Source organism: Nocardiopsis alba DSM 43377 (genome assembly GCF_000341225.1).
Lineage (GTDB): Bacteria > Actinomycetota > Actinomycetes > Streptosporangiales > Streptosporangiaceae > Nocardiopsis > Nocardiopsis alba.
Genome location: NZ_ANAC01000012.1, coordinates 1 through 24,484, shown reverse-complemented (window position 1 = coordinate 24,484; position 24,484 = coordinate 1). Strand labels below are relative to the sequence as shown.

At 66.8% G+C, this 24,484-nt stretch carries 15 protein-coding genes and 1 CRISPR repeat array; of the genes, 8 read left to right on the top strand and 7 right to left on the bottom strand.

Features of this window, described 5'->3' with window-relative positions; genetic code table 11:
* Nucleotides 1–37: 37 nt before the first annotated feature.
* Nucleotides 38–1,390, bottom strand: coding sequence for a malonyl-CoA decarboxylase domain-containing protein (locus tag D451_RS0112495; RefSeq protein WP_017534656.1), 1,353 nt, complete (start codon nt 1,388–1,390; stop codon nt 38–40).
* Nucleotides 1,391–1,509: 119 nt separating this feature from the next.
* Between D451_RS0112495 and D451_RS0112490 the strand changes: the two genes are divergently transcribed.
* Complete coding sequence (locus D451_RS0112490) at nt 1,510–2,187, top strand: GntR family transcriptional regulator (RefSeq protein WP_017534655.1); 678 nt, start codon at nt 1,510–1,512, stop codon at nt 2,185–2,187.
* A gap of 343 nt (nt 2,188–2,530) precedes the next feature.
* Here the strand turns inward: D451_RS0112490 and D451_RS0112485 are convergent, their stop codons facing one another.
* Entirely contained in the window at nt 2,531–3,424 is an 894-nt protein-coding gene (locus D451_RS0112485) for an MBL fold metallo-hydrolase (protein ID WP_017534654.1), read from the bottom strand.
* A 298-nt stretch (nt 3,425–3,722) separates the two neighbouring features.
* On the opposite strand from D451_RS0112485, the gene D451_RS0112480 reads away from it, so the two are divergent.
* From D451_RS0112480 to D451_RS0112465, 4 genes are all read left to right on the top strand, one after another.
* Complete coding sequence (locus D451_RS0112480) at nt 3,723–3,932, top strand: hypothetical protein (protein WP_017534653.1); 210 nt, start codon at nt 3,723–3,725, stop codon at nt 3,930–3,932.
* Nucleotides 3,919–5,310, top strand: a complete 1,392-nt coding sequence (locus D451_RS0112475; RefSeq protein WP_017534652.1) for an Asp-tRNA(Asn)/Glu-tRNA(Gln) amidotransferase GatCAB subunit A — start codon at nt 3,919–3,921, stop codon at nt 5,308–5,310. The genes D451_RS0112480 and D451_RS0112475 overlap by 14 nt, the downstream gene beginning before the upstream one ends.
* 123 nt (nt 5,311–5,433) lie before the next feature.
* The gene (locus D451_RS0112470) at nt 5,434–6,009 is read left to right on the top strand and encodes a TetR/AcrR family transcriptional regulator (protein ID WP_017534651.1); all 576 of its coding nucleotides are present in this window, start codon (nt 5,434–5,436) and stop codon (nt 6,007–6,009) included.
* Nucleotides 6,010–6,039: 30 nt separating this feature from the next.
* A CRISPR array of direct repeats spans nt 6,040–6,491; the repeat unit is 25 nt; unit sequence CCATCCCCACGTGCGTGGGGCTCAC.
* Between the two features lie 322 nt (nt 6,492–6,813).
* Nucleotides 6,814–7,326, top strand: a complete 513-nt coding sequence (locus D451_RS0112465) for a flavoprotein (protein WP_017534650.1) — start codon at nt 6,814–6,816, stop codon at nt 7,324–7,326.
* A 399-nt stretch (nt 7,327–7,725) separates the two neighbouring features.
* Here D451_RS0112465 and D451_RS0112460 read toward each other — a convergent pair whose 3' ends face one another.
* Nucleotides 7,726–9,630 (bottom strand): S9 family peptidase, encoded by a 1,905-nt coding sequence (locus D451_RS0112460; protein WP_017534649.1) that lies wholly within the window; start codon nt 9,628–9,630, stop codon nt 7,726–7,728.
* 228 nt (nt 9,631–9,858) lie between these two features.
* Here D451_RS0112460 and D451_RS0112455 point away from each other — a divergent pair, with 228 nt between their 5' ends.
* A complete protein-coding gene (locus tag D451_RS0112455) occupies nt 9,859–10,626 on the top strand; it encodes a helix-turn-helix domain-containing protein (RefSeq protein ID WP_017534648.1) in 768 nt (255 codons plus the stop codon).
* A 226-nt stretch (nt 10,627–10,852) separates the two neighbouring features.
* Here the strand turns inward: D451_RS0112455 and D451_RS28805 are convergent, their stop codons facing one another.
* From D451_RS28805 to D451_RS28600, 4 genes are all read right to left on the bottom strand, one after another.
* A complete protein-coding gene (locus D451_RS28805) occupies nt 10,853–10,984 on the bottom strand; it encodes a hypothetical protein (protein ID WP_017534647.1) in 132 nt (43 codons plus the stop codon).
* A 405-nt stretch (nt 10,985–11,389) separates the two neighbouring features.
* Nucleotides 11,390–12,010, bottom strand: coding sequence for a hypothetical protein (locus tag D451_RS27895; protein ID WP_152472870.1), 621 nt, complete (start codon nt 12,008–12,010; stop codon nt 11,390–11,392).
* Between the two features lie 723 nt (nt 12,011–12,733).
* On the bottom strand, nt 12,734–13,090 hold the full coding sequence (locus tag D451_RS28605; RefSeq protein WP_017534646.1) for a hypothetical protein: 357 nt from the start codon (nt 13,088–13,090) through the stop codon (nt 12,734–12,736).
* Complete coding sequence (locus D451_RS28600; RefSeq protein WP_241463335.1) at nt 13,035–13,247, bottom strand: SMI1/KNR4 family protein; 213 nt, start codon at nt 13,245–13,247, stop codon at nt 13,035–13,037. Before D451_RS28600 ends, D451_RS28605 begins: the two co-directional genes overlap by 56 nt.
* Nucleotides 13,248–13,774: 527 nt before the next feature.
* Between D451_RS28600 and D451_RS0112440 the strand changes: the two genes are divergently transcribed.
* The gene (locus tag D451_RS0112440; RefSeq protein ID WP_017534645.1) at nt 13,775–17,287 is read left to right on the top strand and encodes a LamG-like jellyroll fold domain-containing protein; all 3,513 of its coding nucleotides are present in this window, start codon (nt 13,775–13,777) and stop codon (nt 17,285–17,287) included.
* A 180-nt stretch (nt 17,288–17,467) separates the two neighbouring features.
* The gene (locus tag D451_RS0112435; RefSeq protein WP_020379956.1) at nt 17,468–24,466 is read left to right on the top strand and encodes an RHS repeat-associated core domain-containing protein; all 6,999 of its coding nucleotides are present in this window, start codon (nt 17,468–17,470) and stop codon (nt 24,464–24,466) included.
* The last annotated feature ends 18 nt before the right edge of the window (nt 24,467–24,484 follow it).

Sequence of the window (24,484 nt, the reverse complement as noted above, 5' to 3'; positions counted from 1 at the left end):
GGTGTTCCTCTTTCTCGTTCTATGCGGTGGAGGTGGCTCACGTGTCGGAGCCCGGGGCGTCCGGCAGTGCGTCCCGCAGGGGGCCGTCGAGCGCCACGGTGCGGCGGCGGACGAAGTCCTCGTGGCGGCGTTCGAGCTTGTCCGGCTCGTAGCGGTAGTTGACCATCGCGCCGTAGGACTGCCGCCAGGCCTGCTCCGAGGTGTTCGCCGGCCAGTCGAGCCTCCACGCGGCGGCCCCGTTGCCCAGGTGGAAGCGGGCGACCGGGTCGAGTGGCCGCCCGTCGTCGCGTTTCTCGGCCGCGATGTACCGGGCCAGGACGGGCAGGAGCCGGGGGCGGATCCGCGCGGTCTCCGTGGGGTCGAGGTCGGCCGGGCCGTCCACGGCGTCCAGGTCTCGGACGAGTTCCCGCAGGTCGGCCTCGTTCTCGGCCCGCTCGTCGAGCCAGCGCCGGAACCCCGGGATCGGTGAGAGCGTGACGAAGTGCTCCAGGTGCGGCAGCCGGTCGCGCACCTGCTCGATGACCTGCTTGATGAGGAGGTTGCCGAAGGAGATCCCGGTCAGGCCGTCCAGCGCGTTGTTGATCGAGTAGAGCGCCGCCGTGTCGGCTTCCCCGGGGTCCAGGGCGGGGCCGGGCTCCAGCAGGGGGGCGATGTCGCCCGGGGTCCCCCGCACCAGGGCGACCTCCACGAAGATCAGCGGCACGTCTCCGGTGGCCGGGTGGAAGAAGGCGTAGATGCGGCGGTCCGCGGGCTCCAGGCGGCGGCGGAGTTCGGCGCGGTCCGCCATCGGGTGGACCTTCTCGTAGCGCAGCAGGTGGTCGTGCAGTCGCCGGGGCGAGTCCGGGGTGACCTCCGCCAGGCGGAGGAATCCGCGGTTGAACCAGGAGGCGAGCAGGTGGTGGAGGTCGTGGTCCAGGGGGCGTAGTTCCGGATGGCGGCGCATCAGCCGGCGCAGGTCCGCGCGCATTCCGACCAGGGCGAGCGTGGCGTCGGGCGCGTGGTTCATCCGGCGGAGCAGTCGCTGGCGCGCCGGCTCGACCGCGTCGAAGAGCTCGACCAGCTCCTCCTCGCCTCCGGATCCGCTGTTGTCGGCCTCGTCCCAGCGGTGGAAGGCGGCGCGGACCCGGTCGGGGTCGACGCCGTGGTCCTTGATGACGTGGGTGAAGAAGGCCGTTCTGCCGGGGTCGTCGAGTTCGTCGTAGGCGGCCAGGGCCCGCGCCGCGACCGCGCGGACGGAGGCCTCGCCCACGTCGCCCATGAGGATCTCGCAGTCGGTGAGCAGGCGCTCCAGGGCGGACGGCCCCGACGTATCGGCCGTCTGGGGACCACCGTCGTGCCCCTCTTTCGCCGGTCGGACCGGACCGGTCTCGCGCGCTCCGTCGGGCCGCATCTCCGCTCCTTAAGTAACATACATCACTTGGGGTGATATATATAACAGGGAACGTAAGGTATGGAACAGTGGAGCGCAACCCCCTCAGTCGGTCGGCTAATCTGGGCACGGAGGTGTCGATGGCTCGGGTTCCGGAATCCCAACGCGTCCGGGACGCGCTGGAGAACGCCGTTGTCGAGGGCCGGTACCGGCCGGGCGAGCGCCTGGATCCGGCGCGACTCGAGCTCGAGTTCGGGTGCTCGCGCACACCGATCCGGGAGGCGCTCCAGGCCCTGGAACGCTCCGGGCTGGTGCAGATCCGCCCCAAGCAGGGCACGTACGTCACCGAGCTCGGCGTCTCAGAGCTGGCCGAACGCTTCGAGGTCATGGCCGAGCTCGAGGGGATGGCGGCACGGCTCTGCGCACGCCGCATCGAGCGGGAGTCGATAGAGCGGCTCGAGGACACCCTGCGCGCATGCGAGCGGTACGCCACGGCGGGCGACGCCGACGGGTACTACTACGCCAACGCCGATTTCCACGGCGTCGTCTCTGAGGCGTGCGGCAACGAATACCTGCGACAGCAGGCCCACGCGCTCAAACGGGCCCTCCAGCCGTACCGGAGGCTCCAGCTCCGAGTGCCCGACCGCATGCGACGTTCCCTGGCCGAGCACCGCGCGATCGCCGACGCCATCGTCGCCGGGGACGCCGAGGCCGCGGAGAACGCCGCCCGCGACCACGTGCTCGTGCAGGTCAAGGAGTTCAGCCAGCTCGTACGGACCTGGCGCCACCTCACCGATTCGGCACGCGACGCCGTGTAAGGGTCGGGCTGGGCCAGTCGCGGTCGTTGCGAGTTTGGTCCATCCCCACGTGCGTGGGGCTCACTCCCTTTCTATGGCGCTCAAGTGCTCCGATTCCGGTCCATCCCCACATGCGTGGGGCTCACGCTTGATGACCTGCGACAACGCGAGGCGTTATCTCCATGAAACCTACTGCCCGGTTAAGGAACAGCCGTCCTCGACCGTCCTACCCACCGACACCCCGGCACCACTTCCATCTCACCGCATGCTCTCACGAAAGCCGGACCGACCCGGAACAACGGCCCTCCCGAGCTTTCGGACCGCACCAAAGCCCTCTCCCCCTCCAGAGTCCTGAAGCCCCCGCTCAGCCCGCCGACACCGGTAGCAACCGGTAGGCGTCCCCGTCGGTGACGACCCGACCGGCGGTGGGCGGGGCGAAGTGGGTTCCGAGCAGCAGGGTGTCGGTAGCGGCCAGGGATGTGAGCAGCGCACGGCGGGTGGCCTCGGAGCGCCGAGGATCGATGTCGACGCAGGCCCGGATGCCGGGATGGGCGAGCTGGATCGGGTGGTGGACGCAGTCGCCGGTGATCAGTGCCGTTTCTCCCTGGACGGCCAGTTCGACGGCGACATGGCCTGGGGTGTGGCCGGGGGTCGGGATCAGGCGTAGGCCGGGTGAGATCCGCGCGCCTTCGGCCGGGACGTCGATCAGATCGAGCAGGCCGGCCTCTTCGATCGGGATCACCGAGTCGCGGAACATCTGGCGGCGCGCCTCGTCCATGTCCTGGCCGGCCCAGAACTCTCGTTCGGTTCGACTGGTGAGGTAGCGGGCGTTGGGGAAGGTGGGCACCCACGCGCCGTCCACTTGTCGGGTGTTCCAGCCGACGTGGTCGGCGTGCAGGTGCGTGAGGATCACCAGGTCGATGGTCTCCGGTGGAAAGCCGGCCTCGGTGAGCCGCTCCAGGTAGTCGGTGCGCAGGTCGTGCCAGGCGGGGTTGGCCCGCTGCTTGCCGTTGCCGATGCCGGTGTCGACGAGCACGCGCGATCCGTCCACGACGAACGCGAAGCTGTGGCTGTCGATGTGGAGGACGCCATCGTGGTCGGCGAAGTGGGGGCGCAGCCAGTCCTGGCCCAGCACCAGATCGGGGGTGGCGTCGGGTAGCAACCACAGTCCGGTCGCCGGTGGCAGCGGGACCTCGTCGACGCGGTGGACGATGACGTCGCCCACGGACCAGGAGGGGATGGTGGAAGGGGTCCGCATGGTCTCTCGTTTCCTTTCTTCTTCGTTAGAGGCGATCGATGGCCTGACAGGGGGCGGCCGCCGCGCGCCGTGACACGGCGAGGGCCGTCCGGGCCACTCCTGCGGGCAGGGCCGGTTGAGGCGGTCATGGGGCACGACGCGTCGAGGACGAAGGGCGCGCGGCCGCTGACCATGCCCCTTTCCCGCAAAAGCAACACATTTGCCTTAAGCGACGATAGGACCTACCGTCAACTAAAGCAAACAGTTAGCTTTTGGCGTGAGGTGCTCCGGCGCCCCGCCCCGACCGGATGGGAGAACCGTGTCCTCCACCGAGCTCACCCCGCCCGAGGCCGCCCGCTGGGCCGCCCGGGCCGGACTGCCGCTCCCCCATGACCGGCACGCGGCGGTCGCGGCCACCGCCGACCACATCCACACCGTCGTCTCGGTTCTGCGCGAGCTGGACTTCGGAGACACCCCGCCCGCGAGCACCTATCGCGTAGGACAGGAGAAGCCCGATGCGACCGTATGAACTGCCCCTCGCCGCCACCGCGTCCCTGATCCGGGAACGGCGACTGTCCCCCGTCGAACTGGTCGACTCCGTCCTCGAACGCATCGAACGAATCGAGCCGCACCTCGAGGCCTACGTCATGGTCGCCGCCGAACAGGCCCGCCACGCGGCGCACGAGGCCGAGCGGGAGATCTCCCAAGGTGAATACCGGGGGCCATTGCACGGTGTCCCGGTCGGCCTCAAGGACCTGATCGACGTCGCCGGCATGCCCACCACCGCCAGTTCCCGGGTCCGGACCGACCATCGCGCGACCGCCGATAGTACGGTCGCCGCCCGACTACGGTCCGCCGGCGCCGTCCTGGTCGGCAAGACCCACACCCACGAGTTCGCCTATGGCCTGACCACCCCGCAGACCGGCAACGCCTGGGACCGGGACCGGGTCGCCGGAGGCTCCAGTGGCGGATCCGCCGTCGCGGTGGCCGCCGGGGAAGCGACGTTCTCCCTCGGCACCGACACCGGAGGGTCGATCCGAGTGCCTTCCGCCCTGAACGGAGTGGTCGGCCTCAAGCCCACCTACGGGCTGGTCCCCCGCCACGGGATCACCGCGCTGTCCTGGTCCCTCGACCACGTCGGGCCGATCACCCGCACCGTCGAGGACGCGGCCCTGGTTCTGAACGCCCTCACCGGGCACGATCCGCGCGACCCGGCCTCACTGGACACCCCCGCCATCGACCACCGGCCGAAGACGGACCCGGACTTGAGCGGTGTGCGCGTCGGAGTGCCGAGCCACTACTACTTCGAGCACGTCGATCCGGAAGTGGCCGCCGCCGTCCACCACGCCATCGCCGGAATGGAGGAGCTCGGTGCCCGACTCGTCGAAGTCGAGATCCCCATGACCCGTTACGTCCAGGCCACTCAGTGGGGTCTGATGGTGCCGGAGGCCACCGCCTACCACGAGCGCACCCTGCGCACCGTGCCCGAGCTGTACCAGGCGGACGTGCGGATCCTCCTGGAGGCCGGCGAACTGGTGAGCGCGGGCGACCATCTGAGGGCCCAACGCGCCCGCACGCTGATGCGCGACGCGTGGAACCACCTTCTGGAGGAGGTCGACATGGTCGCCGCCCCCACCGTTCCGATGACCGCGGTTCCGGCCACGCAGGAGAGCGTCACCTGGCCGGACGGTACGACCGAGAGCGTCTCCGACGCCTACGTCCGACTCTCCGCCCCGGCGAACATCACCGGGCTGCCGGCCCTGTCCGTCCCGGTCGGCCACGACACGGCGGGCATGCCCATCGGCATGCAGCTGATCGGCCGCCCCCTCGATGAGCGAACGCTTCTGCGAGCAGGCCACGCCTACGAACGGACGCGGCCCGCTCGAGCGCTCGCTCCGGTCGGCTGAGCCCGGCCCGTGGACCGACTGTCCGTCTCGAGGCTGCGAGGACCGTCGATACCCACCGTCGAGCGGTCTCCGTTCCGCTTCAGAGAACCGCTAAACGCAAAGGGCGAGCTTTAGACTGAATCCATGAGTCGCAAGCAGATGGTGCGCCCCGGAGGGCGTAGCGCCCGGGTCCAGGCCGCGGTGCACTCCGCGGTACGTGAACTCCTGGCCGAGGTCGGGCGCGACGCCCTCACCGTGCCCATGGTCGCCCAACGCGCCGAGGTCACCCCGTCGACGATCTACCGCCGTTGGGGTGACCTGACCGAGCTGTTGTCGGACGTCGCGGTGGAACGTCTGCGCCCCGAGGGTGAACCGGAAGACCACGGCGACCTGCGAGCCGACCTCACCGCCTGGGCCGAACAGTTCCTCGACGAGATGGGATCCGGTTCGGGCCGGGCCTACATTCGGGACGCTCTACTCGGCGACCCGGACGGCGGTAACGCCGGGCGGTGCTCCGCCTACGCGGCCGAACAGATCGACACCATCCTCATCCGCGCGAGCGGTCGTGGGGAGAACACCCCCGCCGTCGAAGAGACCTTGGACGGCATCGTCGCCCCCATCATGTACCGCATCCTCTTTCGCCCCGCCGGTCTTGAGACCGCGTACGCCCGCCGACTCGTGGCCGACCTTCTCGACGCCCATGAAGAGAGCGCCCGCTGACCGGAGGACCTCCTGTTGAGGACAGCCCCGGCATCCCCACGTGCGTGGGGCTCACGTTCACCTCGCAGATCAGCGCGTCCAGGGTTTCGGTCCATCCCCACGTGCGTGGGGCTCACGGCGGTCGAGGCCTCCGACGAACCTGCCGACCCGGTCCATCCCCACGTGCGTGGGGCTCACGGCCCGCTCGTCGCCGTATCGGGGGAAACGCTCGGTCCATCCCCACGTGCGTGGGGCTCACGTGCTGTTGATGTGCGAATGGTGCAAGAAGCAAGGTCCATCCCCACGTGCGTGGGGCTCACCGTACCTCCCTGGTCGGGGTGGCGTTCCCACGCGGCCCATCCCCACGTGCGTGGGGCTCACGCCGACGCGCGGATATCGGAGATACCTGGGTACGGTCCATCCCCACGTGCGTGGGGCTCACCCCTCCACCCACCACCACGGCACCGTCAACGCCGGTCCATCCCCACGTGCGTGGGGCTCACACTTAATGACCTGCAACAACGTGGAGCGTTATCTTCGCGATACCTACTCGCCGGTTAAGAACCAGCCGACCTCGACCATCCTTCACCGGCAGTGCCCAGCACCGCTTCCACTTCCCGACATGCTCTCACGAATACCTGAGCCCCTCACAGCCACGAGCGCCCCGCCTACACTCCCGTTCCCCTCCTCACGAACCGAGCCCCCAAGACCCACCCACCCCCAGGTACTCCTCGAAGTGCTTCAAGATCGCTTCCTGCAGTCGGGCCCTGAGCCGTTGCAGGGGCTGATGTCGAGGATGCGACCGGGACCCCCGAAACTGGTCCCATGACTGATCAGCGCCCCCTGTACCTGCTCCTGTCCGGAGCGTCCACCAGCGACCACGAGCCGGTGAACGGTCTCGTGGAACTCCTCCAGAACCAGGGCCGGCACGTCGCGGTCCTGTCCACTCCCATGGGAGCGCGCTTCCACGACCTGGACGCCCTCGCCGACCTCACCGGGGAACCCGTGAGGACCGAGTTCCGGCTTCCGGGAACGGGACGCAGCATGCCTCCCGGTGCAGCCGTAGTGGCCTGCCCCTGGTCGTTCAACAGCACGAACAAGACCGCCCTCGGGTTGACCGACACGTTCGCCGTCGCCTTGGCCTGCGAGATGATCGGTCGCGGTGTCCCGACGATCATCGTGCCGAAGGCCGGTGAGGCGCTCGCGGGGCACCCTGCATTCAGGCGAAGCCTCCAGGAACTTGAGGCCATGCCTTCGGTGTCGGTGCTCAGGAGCGAGGAGAAGAGCCTGCCATCTTGGGAAGAGGTCGCGGAAGCGGTGGCGAAGGCCACAGCCTAACCGGTCTCCGAGCATGGTGGGCCTGGTGGTTCCGAATCTTGGAACCACCAGGCCCTTCTTGGTCGGCCCATCCCCACGTGCGTGGGGCTCACGACAGGGCCTCCTTGTTGAGGGAGTGGGAGCGCGGTCCATCCCCACGTGCGTGGGGCTCAGCTTAATGACCTGCAACAACGCGGGGCGTTATCTTCGCGAGACCTACTCGCCGGTTAAGGAACAGCCGACCTCGACCTTCCCTCACCGACAGCGCCCAGCGCCGTTTCCACTTCCCACTCCCCCGGCATGCTCTCACGAACACCCGAGCCCCTCGCGACCACAGCCACCCCGCACCCCTCCCACAACCCCCACCCCCCGCTCCCCCGCCCCGCCCTCACAACACGAACTCTCGAAACCCCTACACCCCTACTCCCCCAGGTGCTTCTCGAAGTGCCTCAAGATCGCCTCCTGCAACCGGATCTCGTTCTCCGGGTTGGCGAACCCGTGCCCCTCGTCCTCGGCCAGCAGGTACTCCACCGGCACCCCTCGTTCCTCCAGCGAGGCGACGATCTTGTCCGACTCCCCCTGCATGACCCGTACGTCGTTGGCCCCATGGGCCACCAACAACGGCGTGGTGATCTTGTCGACCCGGCTGATCGGAGACCGTTCGAGCATGTCGACCTCCTGCTCGGGAATGTCCGGGTCACCGACGTAGGCGTACCAGCTGGTCATCAGGTAGGGGCGGCTGAACGGCGGCAGGTTGCGCATGAAGCTGGCCAGGTCGGCGATGCCGACGATGTCGACGGCGGCGGCGAAGCGGTCGGGGGTGAAGGTGACTCCGACGAGGGCCGCGTAGCCGCCGTAGGAGCCGCCCATGATGCCGATCCGGTCGGGGTCTGCGTAGCCCTGGTCGACGGCCCAGTCGACGGCGTCGAGCAGGTCGTCGTGCATGGCTCCGGCGAATTGGCCGATGGCGGCGGTGGTGTGGCGGCGGCCGTAGCCGGTGGAGCCGCGGAAGTTGACCTGGAGTACGGCGTGGCCTCGGTTGGCGAGGAGCTGCGCTTGGGGGTTGTAGCCCCAGGTGTCGTGCATCCAGGGTCCGCCGTGCACGAGCAGTACGAGCGGCAGCCTCTCGGGGGCGACTCCGATGGGGAGGGTGAGCAGGCCGTGCAGCGGCAGTCCGTCGCGTGCGGGGAACTCGACCGCCTCCATGGGCGCGAGGTCGGCCGGGTCCAGGTGCGGGTAGGGCCGGAAGAGTCGGCGGCTCTGCCCGGTCTCGTGGTCGTAGTACCAGGCGACGGCGGGGTCACGGTCGTGGACGAAGGTGGCGATCCAGTGGCGTCCGGTGTCGTCGGAGGACAGGGTGCCGAGGACGCCGTCGGAGAGGGTGGAGAGCTTGGCGTAGACCTCGGCGAAGTCGTCGTCGAGCACCTCGATGTGGGGGCGCGGTCCGACGAAGCGGGCGGCGAGGATCTCTCCGGTGCGGCGGTGGGTGTAGACGGTGGGCGGCAGGACGCCGGGGAGCATGGTGCCCATGATGTCGAGGCTCTGGTCCTCGAGGGCGGCCAGGACGGTGATCTCGCCGGTCTCGCGGTCGATACGGACGAGTCTGAGGTGGTCCGATTCGTGGTAGGCGCCGATGACGAGGCCGGTGCCGTCGGGGGTCACCAGTTGCGGGTGGACGCCCAGCGGATATTCGGCGCCTCCCATACGGATGAGGCTCTTGTGGTCTCCGGTGTCGGGATCGATGGCGGAGAACTCCAGCGTGCCGTCCTCTTCGAGGTGGGAGGCGAACACGGGGCGGCCGTCGTGGTCCAGGAGCACGTTCTCCGTGGGGCCGGCCTGTTCGTGGTGGAGTGTGATCTCGCCGGTGGCGACCTCGACGCGGAACAGGTCGAGGGACATCGGCCGCTGGTTCATGGTCACGAGCACGTGGCCGGGGTGGGAGGGGAGCTCTTCGGCTCCGAAGACCCGGGATCCTTCGGGGAGAGGGGTGAGGTCGACGGCGGGCGCGTCCGGGTCGTCGAGGTCGACCCGGTACAGGTGCCAGTCCTCGTTGCCGTCGGTGTCCTGGAGGTAGAGGAGCCAGCGCGAGTCGTCGGACCACAGGTAGGTGGTGATGCCCCGCCGGTCGTCGTGGGTGACGCAGCGGGCCTGGTCATGGTCCTGGTCGATGCCTCGCACCCAGACGTTGCGTCGTCCGTGTTCGGGGGCGAGGTAGGCCATCCGGGTCCCGTCGGGCGAGATCTTCGGGTTGGCGAAGGAGGGGTCGGCGAAGAGTTCTTCGATCTCGATGCGTCGGGGTCGGGTTCCGTGGTCCGCGCTGCTCATGGCTGTGCCCTTTCGGGTCGGTCGTCGGAGGGGACGGCGGATGCCTCGACGGGGTCGGCGCATCCGGGTTCGTCCCGGACACCCACATCACAAACGATGCCCTAGGGGCATGGTCAAATCCCGCTTCTCGGATCCGGCCGTTCCGGTGTCGGCCGGATCCCTCGGTGGGCGTGGCGTTCCCGGTGGTTCGGCGATGGTTCCGTTCCGTCGGTGGAACCCGGAGAATGGGTGTATGTCGAGCACGTACGTCTTCCTCTGATGGCCTGGAGCACCCGTGAACTCGCCGCGTTGGCGGGCACGACCATCAAGACCATCCGGCACTATCACTCCATCGGGCTGATGGAGGAGCCGGAGCGGGCTCTGAACGGCTACAAGCGCTACGACACGAACCACCTGGTGCGGCTGTTGCAGATCAGGCGGTTGCGCGACCTGGGGATGTCGTTGTCGCAGATCGCTCTGTTGGACGGGCCGGAGGAGGGCTTCGTCGATACGGTGCGGGCCCTGGACGATGAGCTGGCCGCCTCGATCGAGCGGCAACAGGCGATCCGCGCCGAGCTCGCGCCGCTGTTGCGGCATCGTACGTCGGCGGACGTCCCGGCGGGGTTCGAGGAGGTGGCCTCACATCTGTCGGACGCGGATCGGGCGATGATCATGGTCTCCGCGCGACTCTTCACCGAAGAGTTCATCCAGGACATCCGAGATATGTCGGCCACCCACGAGAAGGTCGACGCCGAGTTCAACGCTCTCCCCGCGGACGCCGACGAGGAGACGGTCCGCGATCTGGCGGAGCGCATGGCCCCTTCCATCCGCTCCATCCGCGAGGAGTACCCCTCCGTGGAGAACCCGGGGCTCTTCGTTCGCGGCAGGAAGCGCGACGCCATGATCACCGTGGCCCAGGCCCTGGTCGACCTCTACAACCCGGCGCAGCTCGCGGCGTTGCGGGAGGTCCACGGTCTCTTGGCGGAGGATCCGTCTTCGGAGGAGCGGGAGAGCTGAGGGCCCGTTCCGAGTGACCCGTCCGGCGGTGTCTCCAAGGCCGCCGGGGTTCGGGGCGGCGTGACCATGACGGTCGTGGAGCGGCGCTACAGCGTGTGGCGCCCCCGGCGGACCGGGAATTCTTGGGCGAAAACCCGTCCACCGGGGGCTTCTTACCGTCCAGAAGGGGTTCGAGAACACCGGCTCATGGCCGCTCCCCGTACCTCCAGAGGGAAGAGCCTCCTGATCATTCCGAGATGACCCAGTGGCCGTCGTCGCAGAGCGGAGGCTCGTGCACGAACCTACGCCCGTCCTCGGCTTCGACGATCAGGTAGAGGTCGTCTCGGCAGGAGGCCGACGCCCAATGACTGATCGACACATCCAGTTCATTCGTGATCAGGAAAGGGTCATCGGATCGAGTACATCCCACCAAGCCGATAAGGAGGGCAGTCGTCAGAACGATGCGAATGAAGCCGTGTGCTCTCACCCTTCGCCCTCCTCACGGGCGGGCAGTCCAGTAGGCACGTGCCCCCTCACTCTCCGATTCGCGGGAGTCCTACTGGAAAGCGTCCGTAGTCGGATCCCCCTCCGGATAACCATCCCAGAGATCGGCGATTCCCAGGAAGGACTAGCTCTCGACCACGGGCGAGGCTGAAGGTGAACCCTAACTAGCCTGGATTTTTCTCTCACCGAGAGACGCAGCCCTCACACCAAAAGACCGATGCATTTATTCTGACATACAATCAAATTAAATCCGGAGAGATTCTCCACACATGGATAACTCTCATGCAATCACGGCCACAGAAATCGCCGCCGCCAAAAGAAGCCCAATTCCACCGACCAAGCAAACTCCAAAAGCGATTTCTCCATGCACATTCACTTGACATATTCTCCGATTTGGGTCGCCAAATCGGGCAACGGATTCACCAATCGAATAGATACCAAGCAGTGCCATTAGCGCTGCCACCGCAAACAGAACTGGAACCACTTGAGTCCACTGATGAAAGAGCAGGTAGAGTAGATAGAACTCGACCACAGCAGCCAGAGAAACGAGCAGTGACACTACCGTCATACTGTACACCATGAATATATACCCAAAGCGTAGTGCACACAGCTCCTTCCTGAGCTGCATAAGCTCCTCTAGCGCGTAAAATCGAGCACTGGCGAGTCGCTTCACCTCCTCATGCCGGCCAGGGATGGATTCAGGGTCAATCTTCCTAGCCCGAAGAGCAGTGATGCCACAATCAGCTCGCTCAAGCGCAGCTTCTCGTTCCCTTATCTTCACCTCCTGATCAACGAGAGGTTTTGTGTCAAACATTGACTTAAGAGAATATTGGAGATAGATAGTGAATGCAATGTAAATGGCAGGAATAACCTGAGCCAGCGTAGCAATGGAAGTCTGCAATTAAATCTCCTCACCTGTTCTTCTATTCACAATCAGCCATCCCAATGGTGGAGTCCCTGGATTTTTCCTTGACAACACACCCCTGGAGCGGGAAGCGCATTAACCACTGAACACCAGCCAGCTTCGAGGGCGGTTCATCTAAATACAAAGCATCGAGATTGTTCAATACATGTTGAATTTTTCCATGGTGTGGGCATTCCTCAGGCAACGCATCGACGGCCAGTGGCAGATAGAACCACCTCTGAACGTGGCGTGTAGATAGTTTCGCCCATGCGACCATCTGGAAAGTTCGCGGGCGTTTTAACGCACCCGGCTGCCTAGGACAGACTAGAGCCCTAAGTTCTTACGCCTGAGCCTGGGGTCGGCAAGGTGCCCCGCGTAGTTCGCCCACACATGCGCTGACCTTGCACTGGGTATCACATCAGGGACGCACGCGGCGTTCATGAGTGATGAGGACTTCATCTATGGTTACATGGCACAACTGGCAGGCTTGAAACCTGATGCGTCGGATGAGAAGTCCGACATCCGGACACCGTCGCGTACCTTTGTTTCTCTCACCATCCGAATCAGGTTGCTGCTTTATACTGCCCCGAGCCACCCCCAGTCCAGAAATAAGGAACACAAACGGAGTGCATAGCCCGGGAGAGTCCGCTAGCGCCTTGCGTATTTCCTCGCCGGACAGCACCCCATCATCGCCGTTCCCAGGTCTTCCTCTGGTCGTGATCACTGGAGGGACTCAGAGGTGGCGACCCAGCCGAGGTACCAGTCGGCGAACCCGACCCTCGCTCCTGAAGCGCCGAGGGGGCGGAAACCCCCTTCGGCCGGGAAGCCGTCGACCCACATGCTGCCGCGCTCGGGGCCTGTCACGACGAGCCAGTGGAAGTGGCCGCATCCCTCGTGACTCAGGCACACGGCCCCGTCCGCGAACCTGGCGAAAAGGCGGTCGTCGGCGTCGCGCCACTCGTTGTACGCGGCGTCGAACGCCTCCCGCGTCGCGAAATCGGCCCGTTCCGGTTCTTGGTCCTCATGCTCGGCCAGGAGTCGTACTCGTTCCCGGGCCGTGACGAAGGAGGCCGACAAGATGGCGTGCCGGGGCCGACCCTCGCCCCCGTCCCATGCCCATCCGGTCGCTGTTCTGCCCAGTACGTTGAGCCCCGGGGCCCGCTCCGCCGGCACCGACCTCTAGGAGGAACCCGCGGTAGTCCTCGGGTAGCGAGACGCCCCACTGTGTCTCCACCTCGGCGATCTCCGCCGCTGAGAGCGGGGCGGCGAGTGGCAGGCTGTGCCCCTTGGCTCCGTACCGATTCCGCGCTTCGAACGCGTCGTGCTCCCGACCCGTGGAAGCCAGGGCCTGGACCCGCTCACGAACCCGGCTCCATGTCGTCGTCCTCACGGACCGAAGCGTAGATCAAGGAAAGGGCACCGAAACACGGTGGCCGTAGACCGGGACCGGAGGCGTGTCGGGAACCGGGAGTCAGGCGTTCCGTGACGGGTCCTGTTCAGGAGCTTTGCCTCGAAAACGTTCTAAACCTCAAACCCTTGGCCGGATGCGGACTCTGGCGTGTCCTGGGGCCAATTCATGCTTGCTTTACGCGATTTCAGGCCTCCTGGACCGAACGAGTGATATACGTCACTATAACTTTGTTCGTTTTGCCCTGATAACTTCCATCGCGTTCCCAGGGTCCGCCCGAGTGAGTCCCGTCGACCGGGACACATCCCGCAGCTCGGTCATCCCCCATACCTGGGTCTAGAGAGCACTTCGCCATGCCCCGCGCCGTGCGCGCATCGACCGCTGCCCTCCTGGCCGCGACCTTGCTCACGCCCTTCCTGCACTCGACCGCGCACGCGGACGAAACCCCTGTTCCACCCGCGGCGGAGAACGCGGCCGCTACCGCCGACCCGTCGGAGCAGGCGGCCATCATCCGGGCCCGGGAGAGCGGGGAGCCGGTAGAGATCGCCGGAGCCACCACCGAGACCACTCGTCATCTGGCCAACCCTGACGGCAGCTTCACCATGGAGCAGAACGCGCACCCTGTACGCGTGCGTGAGGACGACGGGTGGACCCCCGTCGACACCGACCTGGTGGTCGACTCCCGTGGCCGGGTGCGCCCCAAGGCCGTGGTGGCCGACATCCTCTTCTCCGGTGGCGGGGACTCCGTGCTGGCGAAGATCGGCCTGGGCTCCAATTCGGTCGAGCTGAGTTGGCATGAGGATCTCCCCGAACCGGTACTCGAAGGTGATCAGGCCACCTACCCCGATGTCCTTCCGGATGTGGACCTGGTGTTGACCGCCGGGGTCGACGGGTTCGGACAGGTGCTGGTGGTGCACACCCCCGAAGCCGCCCGGCACGAGCTGCTGAACGACCTGGAGTTGGGGCTGACCACCGAGGGCGTGACCATGCGTCTGGGTGAGCACGGCAACCTGGACGCCATCGGCGACAAGGGCCAGGAGAGCGTGTTCAGCGCCGTGGCTCCCGCCATGTGGGACTCCTCGGGTGAGGAGGAGATGGCCGAGGACGCCACCGTGATGGCGCCGACCGGTGCCCGTACCGCGCTGCTGGACGTGGATCTGGCTCCGGACAGGATCCGCCTGGTCCCGGACACGGCGATGCTCACTGATGAGGCCACCCTGTACCCGGTCTACATCGATCCGTCGGTGGCGGTGAGCCGGGTGGGCCGCGCCTACGTCAACCGCAACTATCCCACTCAGTCGTACTGGAACTACGCCACCTCCCACACCCCGGGAGTGGGTTACGAACCGGCCCAAGGCAACACCAAGCGGGCGTTCTGGCGGTTCAGTATCGACTCGCGTACTCGCAACGCCGACATCACCCGTGCCACCTTCCGGGCCAAGGTCACCCACGCCTACGGATGCTCCAACGCCCAAGTGCAACTGTGGCGCACCGACGCCATCACCTCCTCCACCACTTGGAACTCCCAGACTTCGGCATGGCGTACGAGGTTGGACACTCGCACCATCAACGCCGGACGCTCCAACTGCCCCGGCGGAGCCTCACCGACGGTGGAGTTCAACGCCACCGCCGGATACGTGTGGAGTCGGGACGCGGGCAACGCCACCACCACTCTGGGCCTGCGCGGCAACGAGACTCGCTCGAGCGGTAACTGGGACTGGCGTCGCTTCGCCTCCAACCCCACCCTGCAGGTGGACTACAACAACCCGCCCGAGACCCCCACTCGACTCTCGGACTCCCACGGCGGCGAATGCGCCACCGACCCCGACGCCCCGAGGCTGATCAACCAGACCCGCCCCACCTTCACCGCTTACGTGCGCGACCGCGACTCCACCTCCGCCGGTCGACAGAAGGTCAAGACCCGTTTCGCCTGGTGGGTCGATGGCGAACGCGTGGGAGACGTGGACACCGCGATGACCGACGTCGCCGTGTGGTCCTCCGGGTCCTTCCAATCGGTGCGCTCGGGCACCCTGCCGGAGAACGTGTTGATCACCTACCGGGCCAACGCCAACGACGGCATCTCCTGGTCGGGGTGGTCCACCCGCTGCTACCTGATGGTCAGCACCGACCGCCCCGAACAGGGGCCCGAGGTCACCTCCACCGATTACCCGGCCGGCGACGTCTTCCACGGCTCCCCGGGGCTGCCGGGCGAATTCACCTTCTCCAACAACGGGGTCGAGGACGCCACCGGCTACAAGTACGCCCTCAACGACGATTCCTGCGTCCACGACATCGAACCGAGCAGCCCCGGCGGCTCGGTCACCATCACCCTCACCCCCCGTCAAGAAGGCCCCAACCGCATCTACGCCCGCACCGTGGACGCCTTCGGTAACTCCTCCGACTGTGTCCTGGCCTACACCTTCCTGGTCGCACCCCCCAGCGACCCCGTCGCCCTGGCCTTCGACGAAGGCCAGGGCGATCGCGCCGTCGACACCATCGACCCCGAACGCGGAGCCACCCTCTCCGAGGGAGTCGACTGGGTCCGCGGCCGAGTGGGCACCGTCGACAACCCCGACACCGACCCCACCCCCCGCTTGAACGGCACCGCCGTCCACACCAGCGGCTACACCGACGGCGACCCGGGCCCCTACGATCAGATCAACGCCGACTACCCGGCCGTGGACACCAGCGGCACCTTCTCGGTCTCGGCCTGGGTCAATCTGGACCGCGCCCACGCCCACCACACCGCCGTGGCGCAGGAAGGCGAGGAACAGAGCGCCTTCCACCTGGGCTACCAGGGCAACACCGGCGAGTGGGTGTTCAAGATGTCCCCAGAGGACCAGTACTGGGACGGCTCACGCGAATGGGCCGTCGTCACCTCCTCCGCCCCCGCCGAAACAGGGGTGTGGACACACCTGGTGGGCACCCACGACTCCCAGACCGGGGAGCTCGTCCTGTACGTGGACGGCGTCCGCCAAGGCAGCGCCACCCACACCGGCCCTTGGGAGGCCACCGGCCCCCTGACCGTGGGACGCGCCCTCTTCCAGGGGATCGGGAACTACTACTGGCCCGGAGCCGTCGACGACGTCAAGGTCTGGGACCGCCTCGTCCTGGACCAGACCGTCACCGACACCGAACAGCACTCCGAGATCTGGAGGCTGGCCAACCGCCCCCTGGCTCCCGAGGGGCACTGGTCCCTGGACGAATACCAGGGCACCACGGTGGCCGACTCCACCGACCACGGTCTGACCGCCACCCTGCACGCCGACCCCGAAACCGCCTGGGACCAGGCCGAGAACGACATCACCTTCTCCCCCGGGGTCCGGCTCAACGGCGACGACGAGTACATCCAGGCCACCGGGCCCGCGATCCGCACCGACCGCAGCTTCACCACCGCCGCCTGGGTACGCCTGGACGAGACCGGTCAGAGCATCAACACCTCGGCTCTGAGCCAGTCCGGTCGATTCCAGAGCGGATTCCACCTCGGCTACCAGGGCTCCAACGGCAACTGGACCTTCAAGATGGCCCCCCACGACGACGCCCCCACCGACGGCTCGGCCGGATGGACCTACGCCTACTCCACCACCCCCGCCAGGTTGGGAGAGTGGGTGCACCTGGCCGGGGTCTACGACCACACCAACGGTGAACTGGTCCTTTACGTGAACGGGTTCGAGGAATCCCGCGTGCGCGTCGACCACGCCTGGCACGCCGACGGCCCGGTGCGGATCGGCAGCGGACAGCACCGCGGGAACAACACCTACTTCTGGACCGGCGACCTCGACGACGCCCACACCTACCAAGGGGTGCTCGACGAACGCGAGCTCTCCCAGGTCTACGCAGGACAGATCCCCGTTCCGCGGCTCTGATCCCGAGCTCCACCCCCCGACCCCACATTCCCCTTGTGATCGTCACCCCGCCCATGAAGGCGGGGTGACAGGAGGCTTGCTGTGACCCCGCGCAGTGACACCCCTTCCCCGGCTCCCACCTCTGCCGCTTCGACCAGGCCCGGCCCGCTCCGCCGTGGCATCACCTACGTGGTGGCCACGATGATGGTCGCCGGGCTGCTGAACACGCTCCCGGCCTCGGCCACCGCCTATAACCCTCGCCCCGAGGTGGACGAACAGGCTTCCGTCCAAGGCCGTGACGCGGTCGCCTCGGCCCTGGCCGAGGACAACGCGGTCGCCGAGGCCGCGGTGACCGCTCCGGCGACGGTGACCTGGCCCGAGGCCACCAGCATCGATGTCGACCTGGATCAGAGCACGGCTCGCACGCTCAACGAACCGGAGAACGCACTGGTCACGGTGGAGGCCGTGACCGGTGAGGAGTTCGAGGACTGGGAGGTGCCCGAGCGCTGGCAGGAGCTGCTCGAAGAGGAGGCCGCCAGGGAGCTGGAGGAGCGGGCGGCCGAGCGCCGGGCCGAGAAAATCGACGAGACGGGCGACGAAACGACGGGGGAAGCCACCCTCGAAGAAGGACCCGACACCGCGGAGGCGGGCGAAGAGGCCGCTGACGGCGAGAACGGGCCGGCCGAGGGTGAACAGGGCTCCGAGTCCTCCGGAGCCGAGGAGACCGCCCCCGACGAAGAAGCACAGACCCTCACGGCTCCCGAGCAGGTCGCGTCGATCGAGGTCCCCGAACCGGAACCGGTCACCTCGGCCCGGATCGAGGTCCTGGGTCAAGGAGAGGCCGAACAGATCGGGGTCAACGGTCTGTTGCTGCGTGTGACCCGTACCGACGGCTCACCCGGCGTCGCGCCGGTCGAACTCGGCATCGACTACTCCGACTTCGCCGAGGCCTTCGGTGGTGACTACGCCTCCCGGCTGAGCGTGGTCGAGCTGGACGAGTGCGTCCTGGACGACTCTTGCGCGGCCGAGGACACCGTCAGCTATGACTCGGCCGAGCTACTGGCCAACGATGCCCACGATCACCATCTCACCGCCAGGGTCGGCGCGGCCCCTCAGGGCGCGCTGATAGCGCTGGCCGCCGCCCCGGGGGGAGGTAACGGCGACTACGGTGCCACCCAGCTCTCGGCGGCCTCCAGCTGGAACGTCAATAACCAGTCCGGTGACTTCTCCTGGTCCTACTCCTTCCCCACCCCACCGGCCCCCAGCAGCCTCAACCCCGCCATCGGGTTGGGCTACTCCTCCGGAGGCGTGGACGGGCGCATCGCCACCTCCAACAACCAGACCTCCTGGATCGGTGACGGGTTCGCCTACGCCCCCGGCGCGATCGAACGCCGCTACTCCGCGTGTGTGGACTCCGGGCACAAGACCGGTGACCTGTGCTGGAACACCGACAACGTCACCCTGTCGATGACCGGCCACTCCGGTGCCCTGATCAAGGACGACGACGGCACCTACCGCCTGTCCAACGACGACGGCACCAAGGTCGAACGCCTCACCGGAGCCGACAACGGCGCCCACGACGGCGAGTACTGGAAGGTCACCACCCCCGACGGCACCCGGTACTTCTTCGGCCGCAACCGCCTGCCCGGCTGGTCCAGTGGCGACCCCGAGACCAACTCGGCGCAGACCCTTCCGATCTACGCCACCAAGTCCGGCCAGCCCTGCTACAACGCCACTTTCTCCCAGTCCTGGTGTCAGCAGGCCAACAAGTGGAACCTCGACTACGTCGTGGACGTACACGGCAACGTCATGACGTTCTACTACGACGCCGAGACCAACCATTACGGCCGCAACCTCACCAACACCGCCACCCCCTACGTGCGCGCCGCCAACATCGCCCGCATCGAGTACGGGCTGCGCAGCGACGACGTCTACGCCACCGCCCCGGCCCGGGTGGTCTTCTCCTCCTCCGAGCGGTGCCTGGTCACCTCCTCCTTCGACTGCTCCGCCGACAAGCGCACATCGGGTAACGCCGAGCACTGGCCCGACGTCCCCCTCGACCAGGACTGCGCATCGGGGCAGTCCTGCGCCGGTCGCCACTCGCCGACCTTCTGGTCCACCAAGAAGCTCGACGCCATCACCACCCAGATCCGTGTCGGTGGCTCCTATACCGACGTGGACACCTGGAAGCTGGAGCATTCCTTCCCCGAGGCCGGCGACGGCACCGGTCCGACCCTGTGGCTGGACTCGATCGAACACGTCGGCAAGGTCGGCGGCACCGAAGCGATGCCCAAGATCAGCTTCGCGGGCACCCAGATGCCCAACCGGGTCGACTCGCCCACCGACGACATCGCCCCCATGCTGCGCTGGCGCATCACCTCGATCTACACCGAGTCCGGCGGCCAGTTCGACATCACCTACTCCCAGCCCGAGTGCGAACCCGGCAAGACACCCGAGCCGCACGAGAACACCCGGCGCTGCTACCCGGTGCTGTGGACCCCCGAGGGCGGGGTGGAGCTGACCGACTGGTTCCACAAGTACGTGGTCACCGAGGTCAACGAGGTGGACCTGGTCTCGGACCAGCCCACGATGACCACAAGCTACGACTACGTGGGGTCCCCGGCCTGGCGGTACACCGAGGCCGACGGCATGGTCAAGGACAAGTACCGCACCTGGGCCGACTGGCGCGGCTACGAGCGGGTCATCGTGCGCACAGGCCATGAGGGGGACGAGCGCACCGAGACCGAATATCTGTACTTCCAGGGCATGCACGAGGACAAGCTCCCCTCGGGCAAGCGCTCGGTCTCCATCACCGACTCGCGAGGAGAGAAGCACACCGACCACAAGGAACTCCACGGCATGGTCCGTGAGGTGATCGTCCGCGACGGCGAAGGCGGACAGGACATCTCTCGGGAGATCAGTACCCCCTGGTGGAAGGAGACCGCCAAGGTCACCCACGACTGGGGTGAGCAGACCGCCACCAGGACCCAGACCGAACAGGTCATCGGCTTCACCCGTCTCGCCGACGGATCCTGGCGCCGGACCAGGGTCGACAACACGATCAACGACGACGGTGTCATCACCCGGGTCCGCGACCACGGTGACGTGGAGGTCGAGGGTGACGAGACGTGCGTCAACACCACCTACGTCAGCAATACCGGCGCCCGAATCCTCAACCTGGTCTCCCGAGCCGAGACCCTCGCCATCGACTGTGAGCAGACCCCGAACCGTCCCGACGACGTCATCACCGACGAACTCGTCCTCTATGACGGCGGTGACCACGGCGACGCTCCGACCCGGGGCCTTCCCACCAGCACCCGCAAGCTCGACTCCTACTCGGATGGTGAGCCCGTCTACCAGACGGTCGAGCGGACCGAGTTCGACTCCTTCGGCAACACGGTCAAAGAGACCGACGCCTCCGGCGGGGTGACCACCACCGAGTACACCTTCACCGCTTCCGGGCTGCCCGAGTCGGTCACCGAGACCAACCCTCTGGGCCACACCACCACCACGACCGTGGACCCCGCCCGTGGTCTTCCGATTTCGGAGACCGACGCCAACGGTCGCACCATGACCATGGCCTACGACCCCCTCGGCCGTGTCACCTCGGTGTGGCTGCCAGACCGTGACCAGGCCACGGACACTCCCACCGCGAAGTTCGAGTACCACGTCCGCCAGGACGCACCCACCTCGATCACCACGCACACGCTGCAGACCCAGACCGAGTACACGACCGCCCACGAGATCTTCGACGCCTTCCTGCGCCCACGCCAGACCCAGGGGCCCGCGCCCGGCGGCGGTCGCCTGGTCACCGACACCTTCCACGACACCCATGGGCGTGAGGTCAAGTCCAGGGCCGCCTACTTCAACGAAGAGGATCCGACCGACACCCTGTTCGTCGTCGACAACGACGCCGACATCCCCCGCCAAGCCTTCACCCTTTACGACGGGGCCGGACGGGTCACGGACAATCTCCACGTCGCCTTCGGCGAGGAACGCTGGCGCACCAGCACCGAACACCACGGTGACCGCACCCTGGTCACCCCGCCCGAGGGCGCGGTCGCCACGACCTCCATCGTCGACGCCCGGGGCCGTCTGAGCGAGGTGCGCACCCACCACGGCGGGGTACCCGAGGGCGACTACGACGCCATCACCTACACCTACGCGAAGAACGACGCTCTGGCCACGGTCACCGACCCCGAGGGCAACGTCTGGGAACACACCTACGACCTGCGTGGACGCCTGGTAAGCAGCGATGACCCGCTCAGCGGTGTGTCCACGATGAGCTACAACGACCTCGACCAGCTGGTGTCCGCCACCGACGCCCGCGGCAAGACCCTGGCCTATGCCTATGACGAGGTCGGCCGTCAGACCGGGCTGTACGAGGACTCACTGGAGGGCGAGAAGCGGGCCGAATGGGTCTACGACACCCTGGCCAAGGGACACCTGACCTCGTCCACCCGCTACACCGACGGGGAGCCCTACACCACCCGGGTGGTGCGCTACGACCAGTTCTACCGGCCCACCACCACCGAGATCCGTATTCCCACCGGCAGTGAGCCGATGTTGGGAGGACGCTACCGGTTCTCCACCCAGTACAACCTCGACGGTTCGATCCGGGCGCTGACGCTGCCCGCCGCCGGCGGCCTGGGCCAGGAAACGGTGGCCTACGGCTATAACGAGCTGGGCATGCCCACCCAGATGTCGGGGTTCACCGACTACGTCACCGACACCGTCTACAGCAAGACCGGTGAACTGCGTCAGCTCGCCCTGGATCTCGGAGTTTCGAACACCCACACCACGTGGATGACCCGCGACTACGACCCGGCCACCGGGCGGACGAGCGAAACCACGCTGGTGCCCGAACGCGGACTCACCGGGTCGTTGGTGCACCAGTACTACACCTACGACGACGCGGGCAACGTCCTCAACCTGCGAGACGAACCCACCGCCGAGCACCTCCAGGCGGACGTGCAGTGCTTCACCTACGACCACATGCGACGCATGACCGGGGTATGGACCCCCGACGCCACGGGTGAGGAGGCCTGCGCCGACCGACCCTCGGCGGACGCGCTGGGGGGAGCCGCCCCCTACTGGCACGAATACACCTACGACAAACTCGGCAACCGCGAGACCGAAGTCCAGCGCGGACTTCCCGGAGGTGACATCACCCGCACCTACACCCACGGCGGAGCCACCGGGGTAGCGCCCCAGGCCCTGACCAGTGTGGAGGAGTCCGGCCCCGCGGGTGAGCGTCTTGAGGAGTACTCCTACGACGAGACCGGGAACATGACCGGTCGCACCACCGCCGCCCGTGACCAGGAACTGGAGTGGGACGCCGAAGGCAATCTGGTCCGGGTCACCGAAGAGGACGGATCCCGGACCTCCTACACCTACGACGCCGACGGTCAGCGTCTGCTCCGCGATGACCCGACCTCCACCACCCTGTATCTGCCGGGTATGGAGCTGCGTCTGGACAAACAGGACCTGATCAAAGAGGCCACCCGCTTCTACTCCCACGCCGGGCAGACGGTCGCGGTCCGCCAGAACGACGGCACCTTGTCGTGGATGTACGCCGACCTGCACGGGACCGGGCAGGTCGCGGTCAACGCCCGCACCGGTGAGGCGACCCACCGGTACATGACCGCGTTCGGTACCGAGCGCGGTGCGGGCGACGCCTGGCCGGCGGAACGCGGGTTCGCCAACGGCACCATCGACGCCTCCACGGGGCTGACCCAGATCGGGGCACGCGCCTACGACTCCACACTGGGTCGTTTCATCTCGGTCGATCCGATCCTGGACGTGACCGACCACCAGCAGATGCACGGCTACGCCTACGCCAACAACAGCCCGGTCACCTACTCAGACCCCGATGGGCTGTACTACATCATCGTGGACGGGGTGAACTCCAAGACGGGGCGCCCGCTGATCTACTCCCCGGTGCAACGCAACGGCAAGAACTGGCTGTACTCCCACTCCGACGGCAAGGCGATGCGTGCCACCGCGAGCGGTGCGGTGGTGCAGCAGTGGTACAACGTGACGCCGATGCGGACCACGGCCAAGCAGCGGCAGTACATGCGCGATCACCAGGCCCAGCAGGCGGCGTTGCGGCAGCAGCGCGAAGCCAGGATGGAGCGGATCGAGGCCAGGCAGAAGCTGATCTCCGCGGCGACCGGCCTGGCCCAACTGGTGGCCGATGAGCTCGGTATCACCGCAGGCCTGGAGTGCTTCACTTCCGGCGACCTGGGCGCGTGCGGCGAGACCGCGCTGAACGTGGCTTTGATGTTCGTAGGCGGGCTGCCCGCCAAGCTCGCCGCGAAGTACGGGCTTCGGTGGGGTAAGGCAGCCGAGTTGGGTCGACGGATCTCCGCCCTGGGCGGTGAGCTGATCGATGGGATCAAGGGCCTGAACCGGGCCAACAAGAAGATGCAGAACGTGAGCTGTCCGATCGGGAACAGCTTCACTCCGGGGACGGGTGTGGTGATGGCCGATGGGTCCACCAAACCCATCGAGGACGTCGATGTCGGCGAGAAGGTTCTGGCGACCGATCCCGAGACAGGAGAGCAATCGGCTCGGACGGTCATGGCAACGATCGTGGGCTCGGGTGGTAAGGCCCTGGTGCAGATCACCATCGACCCGACCACCGAACGCGATGCCCCCGCAGGGGACGAGGCCGGTGCGGATGAGGAATCCGCGGGTGTTCCGGGGCCGGTGGCCGCGGGCGATGTGATCGTGGCGACCGATGGTCACCCGTTCTGGGTTCCGGACCCGGGCCTGTGGGTGGACGCGATCGATCTGGCCCCGGGTATGTGGCTGCAGACCTCGTCCGGCACCTGGGTGCAGGTCTCCGCGGTTCAGGCCTGGACCCAGACGGCGACGGTCCATAACCTGACCGTCCAGGGCGTCCACACCTACCACGTGGCAGCCGGGGACCTGGATGTCCTCAACCACAATCAAAACGATTTCTGTTCACCAGATCTCAAGAGCACGGTTGATGGCCTGCATGATTTGCTTCCATCTGCCGCACAGGGCAGAAGGACAACTGCTGGAGTTAGGGGGACGGACGGGGGTAACTCTGTCTATGATGTCTACGCTGCAGGCGGCACCGCTAATATGACAGCAACCCAGAGGTCTGCTGCTCCTGGTTTGACAGTTAGCACTGAGGTTTTCTCAACGAAGATCATTTCCATCGCCGGTTGAGGACCAGAGTCGCACGGG